The following is a 13,733-nucleotide window of genomic DNA, read 5'->3' as shown; positions in this document are numbered from 1 at the left end:
CATTGCATCGTGGCGCACCCGGCGGCGGCGCGGACGCGGAACGGAATGCGGCCGGGGCGCGACGTCCCGCCCCGGCCGACTCGTCAGATCACGGCCTCACCGGCGGGGGCCGGGGTTTCCGCGTCCACCCGGTGTGCTCTCACCTTGTGGCCGACGCTCGTGAGGCAGCGACCACTGGGCAGGTCGAAGCGCCAGCCGTGCAGCTGGCAGGTCAACTGGTCACCCTCGACGATGCCGAACCGGGTCAGGTCCGCCTTCAGGTGCGGGCAGCGCCGCTGCACCACCCAGTCGCCGAGCGTGATGTCCTCGGCGTCGGTGCTGCGCTCGTGCTCGTCGTACCAGCCCTCGGCGTACTGGAGCCGCTCCTCGGAGAGGCACTTGAAGAACGCGTAGACGAACTCGTTGTACTGGCCGATCCGGGCCGCCGAGAACCGGCAGGACAGGAAGAGCGAGTTGACCCAGTCCACCTCGTCGATGAAGAGCAGATGCTCGATCAGCGACCGCTCGGTACGGAACCGGTAGCGCACCTTCTCGTCCGCGTACGGCCGGACCTCCTTGCCGGGAAAGTCCACCACGATCGACTCGACGCTCTCGCCGTCGTACCCCACCAGGTCGAAACGGACCGGGCCACCGACCCCCTTGGCCAGGTAGATCGACTCGTCGAGCAGCGGCTCGATCCGGCGCTTCATCTGGCCGAGGACGTCCACCTCGGGGTGCCGCCAGGACGCCTTCTCCGCCTCGATGATCGGGCGCTTACGCTCCCTCATCTCCTCCAGGTGGGCGACCTTGTTCGCGAAGAACTCCTCGACCGGCACCGGATGGGTGGTGGTCGCCCCCTCGGTGGTGACCTCGGCGACGCTGCCCGGCAGCAACACGATGCCGTTGGTGCCACCGACCTTGGCGTACTCCGACAGGAAGACGGACTGGTCGGGGAAGATGTTGCCCTCGTCGCCGTGGATGTCGTTGAACTGCCACAGGGCGTCGTCGAGGAAGCACGGCGGGCCGGCGATCGGGAAGACGTGGTCGGCCTTCAGGTCGTCGATGTAGCGCCAGGTCCGGTCGAACTGCCGGTCACGCTTCTGCTTGCCGAACGCGGTCTTCGCCGCCTGCGGCAGCTCGTAGACCATCGGGTACCAGATCGCGCCGGAGAACTGGAGCAGGTGCGCGTGCACGTGCCCCAACTCGGCGAACACGCTCAAATCGGTGGGGCGGGCGTCGTTCTGGTTGAGCAGCCGCACCCCGTCGTACTCGACCCAGAGCGAGGAGTCGCCGATCGGCCCGTCGGTCGGGCTGGTCAACGCCTGGATCATGACCTTGAGGCCACCGGGCAGCTCCACCACCTGCTCGTTGGGGGTCTTCAGGAACTTGGTGAAGCCCAACGCCCGGAGTTCGTCCTCCATCTCCGAGGTGGGGAACTCGGGCAGCAGCACCGTGGCGTCCTTCGAGACGAAGTCCCGCAGGTGCTTCGCGTCGAAGTGGTCCCGATGCAGGTGGGAGACGTACAGGTAGTCGACCTGGCCCAGGCTCTCCCAGTCCAACAGTGAATTGTCGGGGAACGGGAACCACGACGCGAAGTAGGCCGGATTCACCCACGGGTCGCACAGGATGCTGCCCGCGGCCGTGTCGATCCGCATGCTGGCGTGCCCGGTTCCGGTCACTCGCACCGCACAGTCCCCCTCAAACAGACAATCAGGTGTACGCCAAACGCTACCGGAGCGGGTCCGACCACCGCCCCGCGACGCCGGTAGTGCCGTTCAGCCCAGGCGGGCAGCACCGACGGTCAGGAAACCCCCACCCCGCCGCGCCGAGCACGAGGCGTGCCAGACTAACCAAAGATCCGATCGCGAGGGAAGGACCGACAGTGGCAGGAAGCGAGCCGGTAACGTCGCCAGACCAGCACAAGCCCGGGCACCGCAGGGCCGGGCAGATCGGCGCTGTGCTGTCCGCACTGGCGCTGCTGGCGATGATCTGCGGCAACCACGAGGGCAGGGTCGAGGACATCTGGCTGATCGGCCTGGCCGCGCTGCTGCTGATCATCGTGATCGGCGACGCCGTGCTGCGGCGTAACGGCCTGCGCTCCTGACCTGATCCACCGCCGGACGACCGGCCGACATACGCCGAGGGCCCGCCCCCACCCGGGGGACGGGCCCTCGTCCGTACGCCTCGGGCTCAGCGCCCGAAGAGGATGTCCTGCACGTCCTTCAGCGCGGCGTCGACCTCGGCCTCGAAGTAGCCACCGGGCACCAGGCCGAACCGGAGCGTGTCCAGGTCCTTCGGGTCGACGGGCATCGGATTGCGGCGCTGCATGCCACCGAGCAGGCTGTCGAAGAACCGGTCCACCTGGTCGGGGTCGTACCCGCTGCCGAACCGGCGCACCTGGAAGCTGCGGCGGATCTGGTCGACCCGGTACAGGTCGCTGCCGGGCGGGCCGGCCATCGGCGGGCCACCCATCGGAGGGCCACCCATCGGCGGACCGGCCATCGGCGGACCGGCCATCGGGGGCCACCCATCGGCGGGCCGGCCACCGCGGGCGGACCGGCCATCGGCGGACCACCGACGCCCTGCTGCGGCAGCGGAGGGGGACCGGCCGGGCCACGGCGCATGTCGCGCAGGTCCCGCTCCGGCATCCGGATCTCGGCGGTCATGTCGGCGCGGCCGTGCCGCCCGGCCTCGAAGCCGTCGAAGCGGGACTCGTCCGGCGGCGGCGGATAGCCGCCCGGCGCGCGCTGGTCGTCGGGGCCGTATCCACCGCGCTGGTCGTCCGGGCCGTACCCACCGGGCGAGCGCTGGTCGTCCGGGCCGTAACCGCTGGGGCCGGCGGGCAGGCCGCGCGGCGGACCACCGTGGCCACCCATCGGCCCGGGACCCATCGGGCCGCCGGGACCCATCGGACCGGGGCCGGCCGGACCGCGCGGCGCGTCATAACCACCGCGGGGACCGTCGTAACCCCCGGCGAAGGCGCCGGTCGGCTCGTCGTAGCGGCCATAACGGTCGGCCGGCGGGCCGGCCTGCGCCGGCATCGGCCGGGGCGGCATCGGCTGCGGAACCATGCCCCGGTCATCGCGCATGGGCGGCCCCATCCGGTCCGGTGGGCCCATCCGGTCACCCATTCGGGGGTCGCCACCGCGACCGGCGCTGTTGCGCTCCTCCAGCTCGGCCAGCTGCCGCTCGACCCGGTCCAGGTGCAGGTCGACCTGCCACTCGTCGTAGCCGTTGAAGCGGACCCGGAAGACAACGTCGTGGACCTCCTGCGAGGCCACCGGCGCACCCACCTGCCGGCCGTCGAGCGTCGCCTCGACCCGGTCGAGGAAGGCATCCACCTCGTCGACCTTGTATCCCCGGCGGAGCGCCTTGCGCCGGAAACGCTGACCCTGACTCGCCACTATGTCTCCTGGTCTCGTTCGCCACGCCCGGTCACGCCGGTGCCTCTCCGGCGCGGTCGGTGTTGGTGTCCTTGTCCTCGGCGGCGGCGAGCTGGCCACACGCGCCGTCGATCTCGCGACCTCGAGTGTCCCGCACTGTGGTGGACACTCCGGCGTCGCGCAACCGCCGGACGAACTCCCGCTCCACCGGCTTCGGGCTCGCGTCCCAGCGGCTGCCCGGCGTCGGATTGAGCGGGATGAGGTTCACGTGGGCCAACTTGCCGGCCAGCAGCCGCCCGAGCAGGTCGGCTCGCCACGGCTGGTCGTTCACGTCCTTGATCATCGCGTACTCGATCGACACGCGACGGCCCGTCCGGGCAGCGTATCCCCAGGCTGCGTCCAGCACCTCGGCTACCTTCCAGCGCTGGTTGACCGGCACGAGTTCGTCGCGCAGATCATCATCAGGCGCGTGCAACGACAGCGCAAGGGTCACTGAGAGGTCTTCGCTGGCCAGTCGGTGGATGGCCGGAACCAGGCCGACCGTGGAAACGGTGATGTGCCGCTGGGACAGGCCGAGCCCCTCCGGAGCGGGGCTGACCAGCCGACGGATCGCCGCGATCACCCGGTTGTAGTTGGCCAGCGGCTCGCCCATGCCCATGAAGACGACGCGGGACAGCCTCGGCGGGGAGCCCGCGACCACACCCGAGGCCGCCACCCCGGCCATGTACACCGCCTGGTCGACGATCTCGGCGGTCGAGAGGTTGCGGGTCAGGCCGGCCTGGCCGGTGGCGCAGAACGGGCAGGCCATGCCGCAGCCCGCCTGACTGGAGATGCAGACGGTCACCCGATCCGGGTAACCCATCAGCACGCTCTCCACCAGCGCGCCGTCGTGCAACCGCCAGAGCGCCTTGCGGGTCGCGCCGTCGTCGCAGGCCAACTCGCGGACCGGGGTGAGCAGCGGGGGCAGCAACGTGTCGGCCAGCCGCTCGCGGGTCGCCGCGGGCAGGTCGGTCATCGCCTGCGGGTCCCGGACGAGTCGCCCGAAGTAATGGTTGGAGACCTGCTTGGCGCGGAAGGCCGGCTCCCCCAGCCCGGCGACCAGCGCCTGGCGACCGGCCAGGTCCAGGTCAGCGAGGTGCTGCGGGGGCATGGCGGCCCGGCGCGCGGTGGCGGCGTCGGAGCTGGTGGGGATCAGGGGCAGGCTTGTCATGGCTGGTCCAGTGTGTCACGCCACCGGCGGCAGGTGCCGGTCCGGAGGTGTCGAACGGGTCGCGACCGCCGGATCCGGAAGACCGGGACGCCGTGATCCATGCCTCACCCCACCACCGGCACGAAGATCGCCAACAGCAGGTAGGCCGTGGGGACCGCGAACAGGATCGAGTCCAGTCGGTCCATCAGACCGCCGTGGCCGGGCAGCAGGTTACTCATGTCCTTGACGCCGAGATCCCGCTTGATCATCGACTCGGCCAGGTCACCGAGGACCGCCGCGCCGGAGACGGCCACCCCGAACAGCGCACCCCACCAGGGGGCCACGTCGAGCATCAGCCACAGCAGCAGCGCGCTGCCCAGGGCCGCCGCGGTGACCGAGCCGGCAAAGCCCTCCCAGGACTTCTTCGGGCTGATCGCCGGAGCCATCGGGTGTCGTCCGAAGGCGACGCCGGCCGCGTACCCGCCGGTGTCGGAGAGCACCACCGCGATCAGCGTGGCGAGGATACGCAGCCGGCCGTCGTCGGGGGCCGCCGCCAGCAACGCCGCGAAACCGGCGAGGAACGGCACGTAGACGGCGATCAGGGTGGCGGCGGTGAGATCCCGCTGGAAGCCGGCCGGCCCGTCACCCAACCGCCAGATCATCGTGCCCAGCACCGTGACGAGCAGCCCCAGGCTGAGCGCGTCCGGGCCGGCGAACCAGGCCAGGCCCACGGTCAGCACACCACCGGCGATCAGCGGCACCAGTGGCGGGTGTGCGCCGCTGCGCCGGACCGCCCGGGCCATCTCCCAACTGCCGATCGCGACGGCGGCGGCGATCACCGGCAGGAACGCCAACGGGTAGAAGGCCAGCGGCACCACGATCAACGCGCCGAGGCCGAGCCCGACACCGATCGCCACCGGGAGGTTGCGGCCGGCCCGGCCGGTGCCCGCCTGCTGGGTGGCCGGTCGGTCGATACTGGCCCGCCGCCGACCCTTCGGCCGGCGACCGGTCGGCGGCGGCTCGTCCGGGGCCATTTCGGTCGGCACCGCGGCGAGCTGCTCGGTCGGATAACCACTGTCGTCGAAACGGGCCGGCGGCGTCTTTTCCGGGCCGTCGAAGCGGCTCGGCTCGTCGAATCGCCCACGGTCCGGGCCGTCGTAACGGCTCGGCCCGTCACCGGCGACGGGAGGACGGTCGACGTACCGGTCGCCACGCCCCCGCTCGTCGTACCGGTCAGGCTGGTTGCGGTCATCCTCGTACCGGTCGCGGTCGTCGAACCGACCACGCCGGTCACGGTCGTCGAAACGGTCCCGGTCGTCCGGACGGACCGCCCGGCCAGGCTCGTCGTACCCGGGATGCGGGTCGGCGTACGGCCGGCTGCGCGGGTCGGTGTGCAGTTCGGGGCCGGCGGCCGGACGGCGGCCCCAGTGGCCGGCGTCCAGGTCCTGGTCGGGCCAGGGCAGTGCCGCCGGGCGCTCCGGCCGGTCCCAGCCGCGAGGCTCGCTGCCGTAGGGGTCGGGGTGGGTCATCACGCACCGCGACGCGGCACGAGAACCACCACATGACGCAAGACCACAAGCATCCCCTACACGTGCGATGTTCCTCCGATTGACCGCCTTGACGGTCGGTCGATCCCCGGTGTTCACCGCCCGGTGGCCGGGAATCGTGCCGAGCCTACTGCACACCTCGGACCGGCACGGCGGACGAGGCGTGCCGGGGGACGTCACCCCCGCCCGCCAGCCCACCGGCCCGCGGTGCACACCCATTCGGTACGACACACCGCAGCAGATCCGCAGCCGTCGATCCGACTCGTTCGGTGCGTGATCGAGTACTGAGTTGCACACGCCCGGCGTGGTCCGCTGGTGGCGCGCCGGCCCGAGCCGGCGCGTCCGATCGGGGGAAAGGGCACTTCCATGTACAAGTTCGGTCTCGGGGTGCTGACGGTGACCGCCATGGTCCTGGGGGCAGGGGCACCGGCCGCCGCCACCGCGGCACGTACCAGGATCACCATCGACCGCCACGCCAGCGAGTTGTTCCCGTTCGAGCCGCCCGTCGGCGAGCCGGGAGTGACGTACCCGGCAACAGCGGTGACGGCCACCGCCCGGAACTGCCCGACCGGCATCGTCCTCATGTCGGCCTCCCTGGTGCAGGACGGCCTGCCGACGCTCTGGGCCACCGCGGGACACGGCGCGGGCGAGATCCTCTGCGACGGCGGCACCGTCGAGCTCGGGATGGCGTTCGCCCGAATCGCTCCGGCGCTGCACCCCGGCCGGGCCACCGCCCACTTCTCGCTGCGCGACTCGACCACCGGCGAGCAGTTCGCCGAGAGCACCAGGACCGTCTGGATCCCCTGCTGACAGACGAGTCGAGGCCCGTCCCCGATGTCGGGAACGGGCCTCGGCGGACGATCACACCTCGAGAAGTTCGGTTTCCTTGTGCTTGACCAGGTCGTCGACGCTTGCCACGTAGCGCTGGGTCAGGTCGTCGAGTTCCTTCTCGGCGCGGCGACCGTCGTCCTCGCCGGCCTCGCCGTCCTTGACGATCCGGTCCAGCTCTTCCTTGCCCCGGCGGCGGACGTTGCGGATGGCCACCTTGGCCTCCTCGCCCTTGTGCCGAGCCACCTTGATCATGTCGCGGCGGCGTTCCTCGGTCATCTGCGGGAGCAGGATGCGCAGCTGGTTGCCCTCGTTGTTGGGGTTCACCCCGAGGTCCGAGTCGCGGATCGCCTTCTCCATCGCGTTGATCTGCGAGTTGTCGTACGGCTTGATGATGGCCATCCGCGGCTCGGGGACCGCGATGGACGCCATCTGCGTCAGCGGCGTGGGCGTGCCGTAGTAGTCGATGATGACCTTGGAGAACATGGCGGCGTTGGCGCGACCGGTACGGATGGCGCCGAACTCCTCCTTGGCGTGCTCAACCGCACGCTCCATCTTCTCCTCGGCCTCGAGGAGGGTGTCGTCGATCACCGGTCTCCTCGCCTCCTTCTGTGCTCGTGGTGGGCTCTGCTGAAAGTCGTCAGACCGTCGCCGTCGGCGGGACTCAGGCGGTGATCAGGGTGCCGATCTTGTCGCCACCCACCGCGCGGATGATGGTGTCGTCACCCTGCGCGCCAAAGACCAGCATCGGCAGGCCGTTCTCCATGCAGAGGCTGAACGCTGCCGCGTCGGCCACCCGCAGGTTGCGGCGCAGCGCCTCGGAGAAGGTGATCGAGTCGAGCTTACTGGCGGTGGGGTCGATCCGCGGGTCGGCGGTGTAGACGCCGTCCACGCCGTTCTTGCTCATCAGCACCACGTCGGCCCGGATCTCCAGCGCCCGCTGGGCGGCCACAGTGTCAGTGGAGAAGTACGGCATTCCGGCGCCGGCGCCGAAGATGACCACGCGGCCCTTCTCCAGGTGCCTGATGGCCCGCAGCGGGATGTACGGCTCGGCGACCTGGGCCATGGTGATGGCGCTCTGCACCCGGGTCTCGATGCCCTCCTTCTCCAGGAAGTCCTGGAGCGCGAGGCAGTTCATCACCGTGCCGAGCATGCCCATGTAGTCGGCGCGGGCCCGGTCCATTCCACGCTTCTGCAGCTCCGCGCCGCGGAAGAAGTTGCCGCCACCGACCACCACGGAGACCTGCACGCCGCGACGGACCACGGTCGCGATCTGCCGGGCGATGGCCTGGACGACGTCCGGGTCGACGCCGATCGCGCCGCCGCCGAACACCTCGCCGGAGAGCTTGAGCACCACCCGACGGGCACGCCCCGGCGGCGGTGCCGTCGGATCGTCCATCGCCAGCGTCCGGTCACTCACAACCTGCGTCATCCGCCCCGCCCTTCCCCACGCGCACGCCCCGTGCGGCGCGTACCGCGAACCTGCCGCTGCCGACCCTATGTGACGAGGAGGCCGCGGTGCCTGTCACGTACACCGGCGGCCTCCTCGTCGACGTCTTCTGCCCACGGGCGCCCACGGCACCCGGTGACGGCTCAGGCCTGGCCGACCTCGAACCGCACGAAGCGGGTGACCTCGATGCCGGCCTCGGCCAGCACCTGCTTCACCGACTTCTTGTTGTCGGCCACCGACGCCTGCTCGATCAGGACGTAGTCCTTGAAGAAGGAGTTCACCCGACCCTCGACGATCTTCGGCAGGGCCGCCTCGGGCTTGTTCTCCTCGCGGGCGGTCTGCTCGGCGATGCGCCGCTCGGACTCGACGATCTCGGCCGGGACCTCGTCGCGGGTGAGGTACTTCGGCCGCATGGCGGCGATCTGCATGGCCACCCCACGGGCGTCGGCGTCGCCGGCCTCGTCGCTCTTGCCGGTGTACGACACCAGCACGCCAACCGCCGGCGGCAGGTCCTGGGCCTTGCGGTGCAGGTAGACCGCAGTGGTGCCCTCGACCCGGGCGAACCGGTTGAGCACCAGCTTCTCGCCGATCTTGGCAGACTGCTCCTGGATCAGGTCCGCGACGACCTTGCCGTCGAGCTCGGTGGCGAGCAGCTCCTCGGCGGTGTTCACGCCGGCGCGCTCACCGTGCTCGACCAGCTGCTGGGCCAGCGCGATGAACGACTCGGTCTTGGCGACGAAGTCGGTCTCGCAGTTCAGCTCGAGCAGCGCCTTGCCGGAGTGGGCGACCAGGCCGTTGGCGGCCGTACGACCGGCCCGCTTGCCGACGTCCTTGGCGCCCTTGACGCGGAGGATCTCGACGGCCTTGTCGAAGTCGCCCTCGGCCTCGGTCAGCGCCTTCTTGCTGTCCATCATGCCGGCGCCGGTGAGGTCGCGGAGCTTCTTGACGTCCGCGGCGGTGATTTGGGACATGGCTCTCTCTTCGGTGTTGAGTCGGCGTGTGGATGGTCAGAGGTGCCGGTTACCCGGATCCGGGCGGATCGTGCCCGGCGTACCGTCGCTGCCCGCCGTTCGGGAAAACGGACGGCGGGGCAGCGACGGTGCGGTCACTCCGCGGTGGCGGCCGCCGGCTGCTCGGTGGCGGCCTGCGCCGGCTGCTCCGGGGTGGCCGGCTGCTCGGCGGCGGCAGCGGCGGGCTGCTCGGCCGGGGCGGCCGTCTCGTCGGCCTTCTTCGGCTCGAGCAGCTCGCGCTCCCACTCGGTCAGCGGCTCGTCGCTCGCGACGCCCTCGGGCTTCTCGTCGGTGCCCCGACGACGGCCGGACCGCGCGATCAGACCATCCGCGACGGCGGCGGCAACGACCTTGGTCAGCAGCTCGGCCGAGCGGATCGCGTCGTCGTTACCCGGGATCGGGAAGTCGACCTCGTCCGGGTCGCAGTTGGTGTCCAGCACCGCGATCACCGGGATGCCCAGCTTGCGGGCCTCGTCGACGGCGATGTGCTCCTTCTTGGTGTCGACGATCCAGACCGCGGCCGGAAGCTTCTGCATGTCCCGCAGACCACCGAGGGTGCGGGTCAGCTTGATCTTCTCGCGGGAGAGCTGCAGGGTCTCCTTCTTGGTGAAACCGGCGGCGGTGCCGCTGAGGTCACCCAGACCCTCCAGCTCCTTCATCCGCTGGAGCCGCTTGTACACGGTCTGGAAGTTGGTCAGCATGCCACCGAGCCAGCGGTGGTTGACGTACGGCTGGCCGACCCGGGTCGCCTGCTCGGCGATCGCCTCCTGGGCCTGCTTCTTGGTGCCGACGAACAGGATGCTGCCACCCTCGGCGACGGTGCCGCGCACGAACTCGTACGCCTTCTCGATGTAGTCGAGGGTCTGGCGCAGGTCGATGATGTAGATGCCGTTGCGCTCGGTCATGATGAAGCGCTTCATCTTCGGGTTCCAGCGCCGGGTCTGGTGCCCGAAGTGGACACCGCTCTCCAGCAGCTGGCGCATGGTCACGACGGCCATGGTGGGGGTACTCCTCAAGGTCCCTGGTTGTCACGCCCGGCCGGTGGCCGGGCGTCCTGGTGCCTGGTCGCCGGCCCATGGTGGGCCCGATCAGAATCGGGACCAGGGAGGCCGTCGCTTCACGACGATTCGTGAAGAGGGCACGCGAGGTCGACCGCGCAAGGCGGTCGCCAGTTGGCCAGTGTACGCCCCTCACCCGTTCGGCCGCCCCGGGGTACGCGTGGGGTGCTGCTATGCCGCTCCGCCGCTGCTCCGCGGGAGTTGCCGGCAAGATCGCGCTAGTTCGTGGAAATAGTGGCCTCCGCGTCACCGGAGGCCACTATTTCCTGGTTGTTGTCCGGCTCGTCGGCGCGCGCCGATGCCGGCGGCGCGCCAGGCCGGGTCAGCCGACGGCGAGCGCGGCGGCCACGAAGAGCACCAGGCCGACGGTCAGGTACGCCGTCGGTGGGCGGAGCCAACCCCGGCCATTGTCGGCGAGCGCCAGACCGCCGGTTCGTAGCCCGTACAGCCCGGTCGCGAAGATCGGCAGCCCGGCTACCAGGGCGATACCCACCACCACGTTCCCGGCGTCCACCGGGTCGCCGGTCACGCCCGCCAGCAGCACCCGCAGCGCCGGGACCTCGAAGATCAACACCAGCAGCGCGAAGAGTACGGCCAGCACCGGTCGACGGGTCCGATAGACGCCGTCGGCGGCCGGCGGATACACCGGAGGCTCGCCTGCGGGCAGGTCGGGTCGAGGGCCGATCCCCGGCATCGGGCCGGTCGGCATCTCCAACGGGTGCGGGGTGTCGCCACCCCGGGTCGGCTCAATGATCGGGTACCCACCGAGCGGAGCGGGACGAGCCTGGTCAGCGAGCACACTGGCCGGCGCGCCAGTTGCCGACGTGGTGTCGGGGGCGGCCTCCGGCGCGGCGCCGGCCAGCGGGGAACCCGCCGCGGTCGTCTCCCGGGCGGCCCGGCGTCCGGGCAGCTCACCGGAGGTCTCCGAGGGGTCCCGGTCCGCCCGCCGCGACCGGGTGGCCCGGTAACCGTCCACCTCCGGCCGGCCGGCACCCAACGGGTCGACCGCGCCGGAACGCCCAGAATCAGCCTCACTGGCGCCGAACCGCCCGACCTCGACGTCCAGCGCACCAAAGCGACCCGAGTCCGATTCGGGCGGACCGCCGAAGCGGCCCGCGTCCACCGCACCCAGACGACCCGAGTCCGACTCCGGCGCACCGAAACGGCCGGCGTCCACCGCGCCCAGACGACCCGAGTCCGACTCCGGCGCACCGAAACGGCCCGCGTCGACGGCGCCGAAGCGTCCCGAGTCGGGCTCCCGGCGGCGGCCGACGCCGGTGTCCTCGACGGAGCGGCCGTCTTCCACGCCACGCTGCCCGGGAATCTCGCCGTCCCGGTAGCGCGGCTCGCCCGCGCCGCGCCACTCCGACTCGCCGTAACCGTGACCCCGCTCGTCGGGGTACCAGCGCGACTCCTGATCTTCCGGGAAACTCCGTCGTCCGTCCACGTCAGGCACCGTATGCGACCGGCCACGCCCGCGCCATTCAGCCCGGCCGGCCGCGCCGCCGGGCACCGCTGCCGGCCTCGGTCGGCGGTCCAACGTCGCTAGCACAGCGTGTGCATGATCGTCCGTCTGTCCACAGCACACCCGTTGTCCACAGACGGGCCGTCGCCGGGTCGCGGCGACCGCCCTCGGCGGGCACCGTGCCGGCCATGACGAAGCGGAACCAGGCGGTTGGCGCGTACGGCGAGCGGTGCGCCGCCCGGCACCTGACCGAGGCGGGGCTACGCCCGATCGCGCGAAACTGGCGCTGCCCGGCCGGTGAGATCGACATCATCGCGTGGGACGGGCCGGTGCTCGCCTTCTGCGAGGTGAAGACCCGCCGGGGCGACGGCTTCGGCACCCCGGCCGAGGCGGTCGTGCCGGCCAAGGCCCGCCGGCTACGCAGGCTCGCCGCGCGGTGGCTGACCGAGACCGGCACGACCGCCGAGGAGGTGCGCTTCGACGTGCTGTCCGTGCGCCTGCCCGACGCCGGTCCGGCCCAGGTCGACCACCTGAAGGGTGCGTTCTGAGATGTGCCCACAGCGGATCGGTGGCGCGCCGTGAGCTACGCGAAGGTGCTCTGCGTGGGGCTGGTCGGGGTGACCGGTCACCTGGTCGAGGTGGAGGCGGACCTGGCCGTCGGCCTACCGGCGGTGGTGATCTCCGGTCTGCCGGACACCGCCCTGCACGAGGCCCGCGACCGGGTCCGCGCCGCCGTGGTCAACTCCGGCCAGCGGTGGCCGAACCGGCGGATCACCCTCAACCTGCTGCCCGCCACGCTGCCGAAGTTCGGCTCGGCGTTCGATCTGGCCATCGCCGCGGCACTGCTGGGTGGCTCGGGCGAACTGCCGCTGCTGCCGCTGGACGGGGTGGTGGTCCTCGGCGAGTTGGGGCTGGACGGCACCGTCCGGCCGGTCCGCGGTGTGCTCCCGATGGTCGCCGCCGCGGCCCAGGCCGGTGTCGGGCGGGTGATCGTGCCGGTCGGCAACGCCGCCGAGGCGGCGGTCATCCCCGGGGTACGGGTGCGAGCGGTGGACACCCTGCACCGGCTGGTCGCCTTCGTACGCGACGGCACCCCGCTGATCGAACCGCCCACCATCGACCCGTCACCGGCGGTCGGCGGGCCGGATCTCGCCGACGTCGCCGGGCAGCAGCTCGGCCGGCGCGCCTTGGAGGTCGCCGCCGCCGGGGGGCACCACGTGGCCCTGCTCGGTCCTCCGGGCGCCGGCAAGACGATGCTCGCCGAACGGCTGCCGTCGATCCTGCCTGAGCTGGACGACGACGCGGCGCTGGAGGTCACCGCCCTGCACTCGGTCGCCGGGTTGCTGCCGCCGGCGGCCGCCTGCTGCGTCGGCCGCCGTTCCAGGCCCCACACCACACCGCGAGCGTGCCGTCGCTGGTCGGCGGCGGCTCGGGGCTGGCCCGCCCCGGCGCGGTGTCGCTGGCGCACCGCGGCGTGCTCTTCCTGGACGAGGCTCCCGAGTTCAGCAAGGGCGCGCTGGAGGCGCTGCGCCAGCCGCTGGAGGACGGCCACATCCAGTTGAGCCGCAGCGGGGGCAGCACCAGATACCCGGCGCGAACCCAGCTGGTGCTGGCGGCCAACCCGTGCCCATGCGCCCAGCCGGGCGGCGACGCGCACTGCGAGTGCAGCCCGCTGGTCCGCCGCCGCTATCTGGGTCGGCTCTCCGGGCCGCTGCTCGACCGGATCGACGTCCAGGTGCGGCTGATGCCGGTGCGGGCGGCGGAGCTGATGGCGACCGGCGCCGATGTCGAGCCGTCGGCGACGGTCGCCGCCCGGGTGGCGGC

General features: G+C 71.5%; 11 protein-coding genes and 2 pseudogenes. 4 read left to right on the top strand and 9 right to left on the bottom strand.

Annotation, left to right across the window (positions count from 1 at the left end; translation table 11 throughout):
- Positions 1-83 precede the first annotated feature (83 nt).
- The gene (locus tag JM949_RS14730) at positions 84-1,664 is read right to left on the bottom strand and encodes a Rieske 2Fe-2S domain-containing protein (protein WP_203149049.1); all 1,581 of its coding nucleotides are present in this window, start codon (positions 1,662-1,664) and stop codon (positions 84-86) included.
- 197 nt (positions 1,665-1,861) lie between these two features.
- Here JM949_RS14730 and JM949_RS14725 point away from each other — a divergent pair, with 197 nt between their 5' ends.
- On the top strand, positions 1,862-2,083 hold the full coding sequence (locus JM949_RS14725; protein ID WP_203149048.1) for a DUF2631 domain-containing protein: 222 nt from the start codon (positions 1,862-1,864) through the stop codon (positions 2,081-2,083).
- Positions 2,084-2,169: 86 nt separating this feature from the next.
- Here JM949_RS14725 and JM949_RS14720 read toward each other — a convergent pair.
- From JM949_RS14720 to JM949_RS14710, 3 genes and pseudogenes are all read right to left on the bottom strand, one after another.
- Positions 2,170-3,383 (bottom strand): annotated as a pseudogene (locus JM949_RS14720) (DivIVA domain-containing protein).
- A gap of 31 nt (positions 3,384-3,414) precedes the next feature.
- Positions 3,415-4,572, bottom strand: a complete 1,158-nt coding sequence (gene rlmN, locus JM949_RS14715; RefSeq protein WP_203149047.1) for a 23S rRNA (adenine(2503)-C(2))-methyltransferase RlmN — start codon at positions 4,570-4,572, stop codon at positions 3,415-3,417.
- Between the two features lie 104 nt (positions 4,573-4,676).
- Positions 4,677-6,080 carry a phosphatidate cytidylyltransferase gene (locus tag JM949_RS14710; protein ID WP_203149046.1) on the bottom strand — a complete coding sequence of 468 codons (1,404 nt, stop codon included), beginning with the start codon at positions 6,078-6,080 and terminating at the stop codon, positions 4,677-4,679.
- A gap of 384 nt (positions 6,081-6,464) precedes the next feature.
- Here JM949_RS14710 and JM949_RS14705 point away from each other — a divergent pair, with 384 nt between their 5' ends.
- The gene (locus JM949_RS14705) at positions 6,465-6,908 is read left to right on the top strand and encodes a hypothetical protein (protein ID WP_203149045.1); all 444 of its coding nucleotides are present in this window, start codon (positions 6,465-6,467) and stop codon (positions 6,906-6,908) included.
- Between the two features lie 51 nt (positions 6,909-6,959).
- On the opposite strand, the gene frr is transcribed toward JM949_RS14705, so the two are convergent.
- The 5 genes from frr to JM949_RS14680 form a co-directional block, all read right to left on the bottom strand.
- Positions 6,960-7,517, bottom strand: a complete 558-nt coding sequence (gene frr / locus JM949_RS14700; RefSeq protein WP_203149044.1) for a ribosome recycling factor — start codon at positions 7,515-7,517, stop codon at positions 6,960-6,962.
- 73 nt (positions 7,518-7,590) lie between these two features.
- On the bottom strand, positions 7,591-8,358 hold the full coding sequence (gene pyrH / locus JM949_RS14695) for a UMP kinase (RefSeq protein ID WP_238433181.1): 768 nt from the start codon (positions 8,356-8,358) through the stop codon (positions 7,591-7,593).
- Positions 8,359-8,519: 161 nt separating this feature from the next.
- Complete coding sequence (tsf, locus tag JM949_RS14690; protein WP_203149043.1) at positions 8,520-9,347, bottom strand: translation elongation factor Ts; 828 nt, start codon at positions 9,345-9,347, stop codon at positions 8,520-8,522.
- Positions 9,348-9,481: 134 nt separating this feature from the next.
- Positions 9,482-10,384: a 30S ribosomal protein S2 gene (rpsB, locus tag JM949_RS14685; protein ID WP_203149042.1), complete on the bottom strand. Its 903-nt coding sequence runs from the start codon at positions 10,382-10,384 to the stop codon at positions 9,482-9,484.
- Between the two features lie 382 nt (positions 10,385-10,766).
- A complete protein-coding gene (locus tag JM949_RS14680) occupies positions 10,767-11,630 on the bottom strand; it encodes a hypothetical protein (RefSeq protein ID WP_407664773.1) in 864 nt (287 codons plus the stop codon).
- Positions 11,631-12,097: 467 nt separating this feature from the next.
- Between JM949_RS14680 and JM949_RS14675 the strand changes: the two genes are divergently transcribed.
- Both JM949_RS14675 and JM949_RS14670 read left to right on the top strand, forming a co-directional pair.
- Positions 12,098-12,457 (top strand): YraN family protein, encoded by a 360-nt coding sequence (locus JM949_RS14675; RefSeq protein WP_203149040.1) that lies wholly within the window; start codon positions 12,098-12,100, stop codon positions 12,455-12,457.
- 30 nt (positions 12,458-12,487) lie between these two features.
- A pseudogene (locus JM949_RS14670) lies at positions 12,488-13,733 on the top strand (YifB family Mg chelatase-like AAA ATPase); the annotation flags it as partial.

It is taken from the genome of Micromonospora tarensis, from assembly GCF_016803395.1.
Lineage (GTDB): Bacteria > Actinomycetota > Actinomycetes > Mycobacteriales > Micromonosporaceae > Micromonospora > Micromonospora tarensis.
The sequence above is the reverse complement of the archived record's forward strand: the minus strand, read 5'-3'. Positions and strand labels throughout refer to the sequence as shown.

Excerpts from the sequence above, each read along its gene's own strand:
- tsf (WP_203149043.1), bottom strand. The coding sequence starts at position 9,347 with ATGTCCCAAATCACCGCCGCGGACGTCAAGAAGCTCCGCGACCTCACC.
- pyrH (WP_238433181.1), bottom strand. The coding sequence starts at position 8,358 with ATGACGCAGGTTGTGAGTGACCGGACGCTGGCGATGGACGATCCGACG.
- rlmN (WP_203149047.1), bottom strand. The coding sequence starts at position 4,572 with ATGACAAGCCTGCCCCTGATCCCCACCAGCTCCGACGCCGCCACCGCG.
- rpsB (WP_203149042.1), bottom strand. The coding sequence starts at position 10,384 with ATGGCCGTCGTGACCATGCGCCAGCTGCTGGAGAGCGGTGTCCACTTC.
- JM949_RS14705 (WP_203149045.1), top strand. The coding sequence starts at position 6,465 with ATGTACAAGTTCGGTCTCGGGGTGCTGACGGTGACCGCCATGGTCCTG.
- JM949_RS14710 (WP_203149046.1), bottom strand. The coding sequence starts at position 6,080 with ATGACCCACCCCGACCCCTACGGCAGCGAGCCTCGCGGCTGGGACCGG.
- JM949_RS14675 (WP_203149040.1), top strand. The coding sequence starts at position 12,098 with ATGACGAAGCGGAACCAGGCGGTTGGCGCGTACGGCGAGCGGTGCGCC.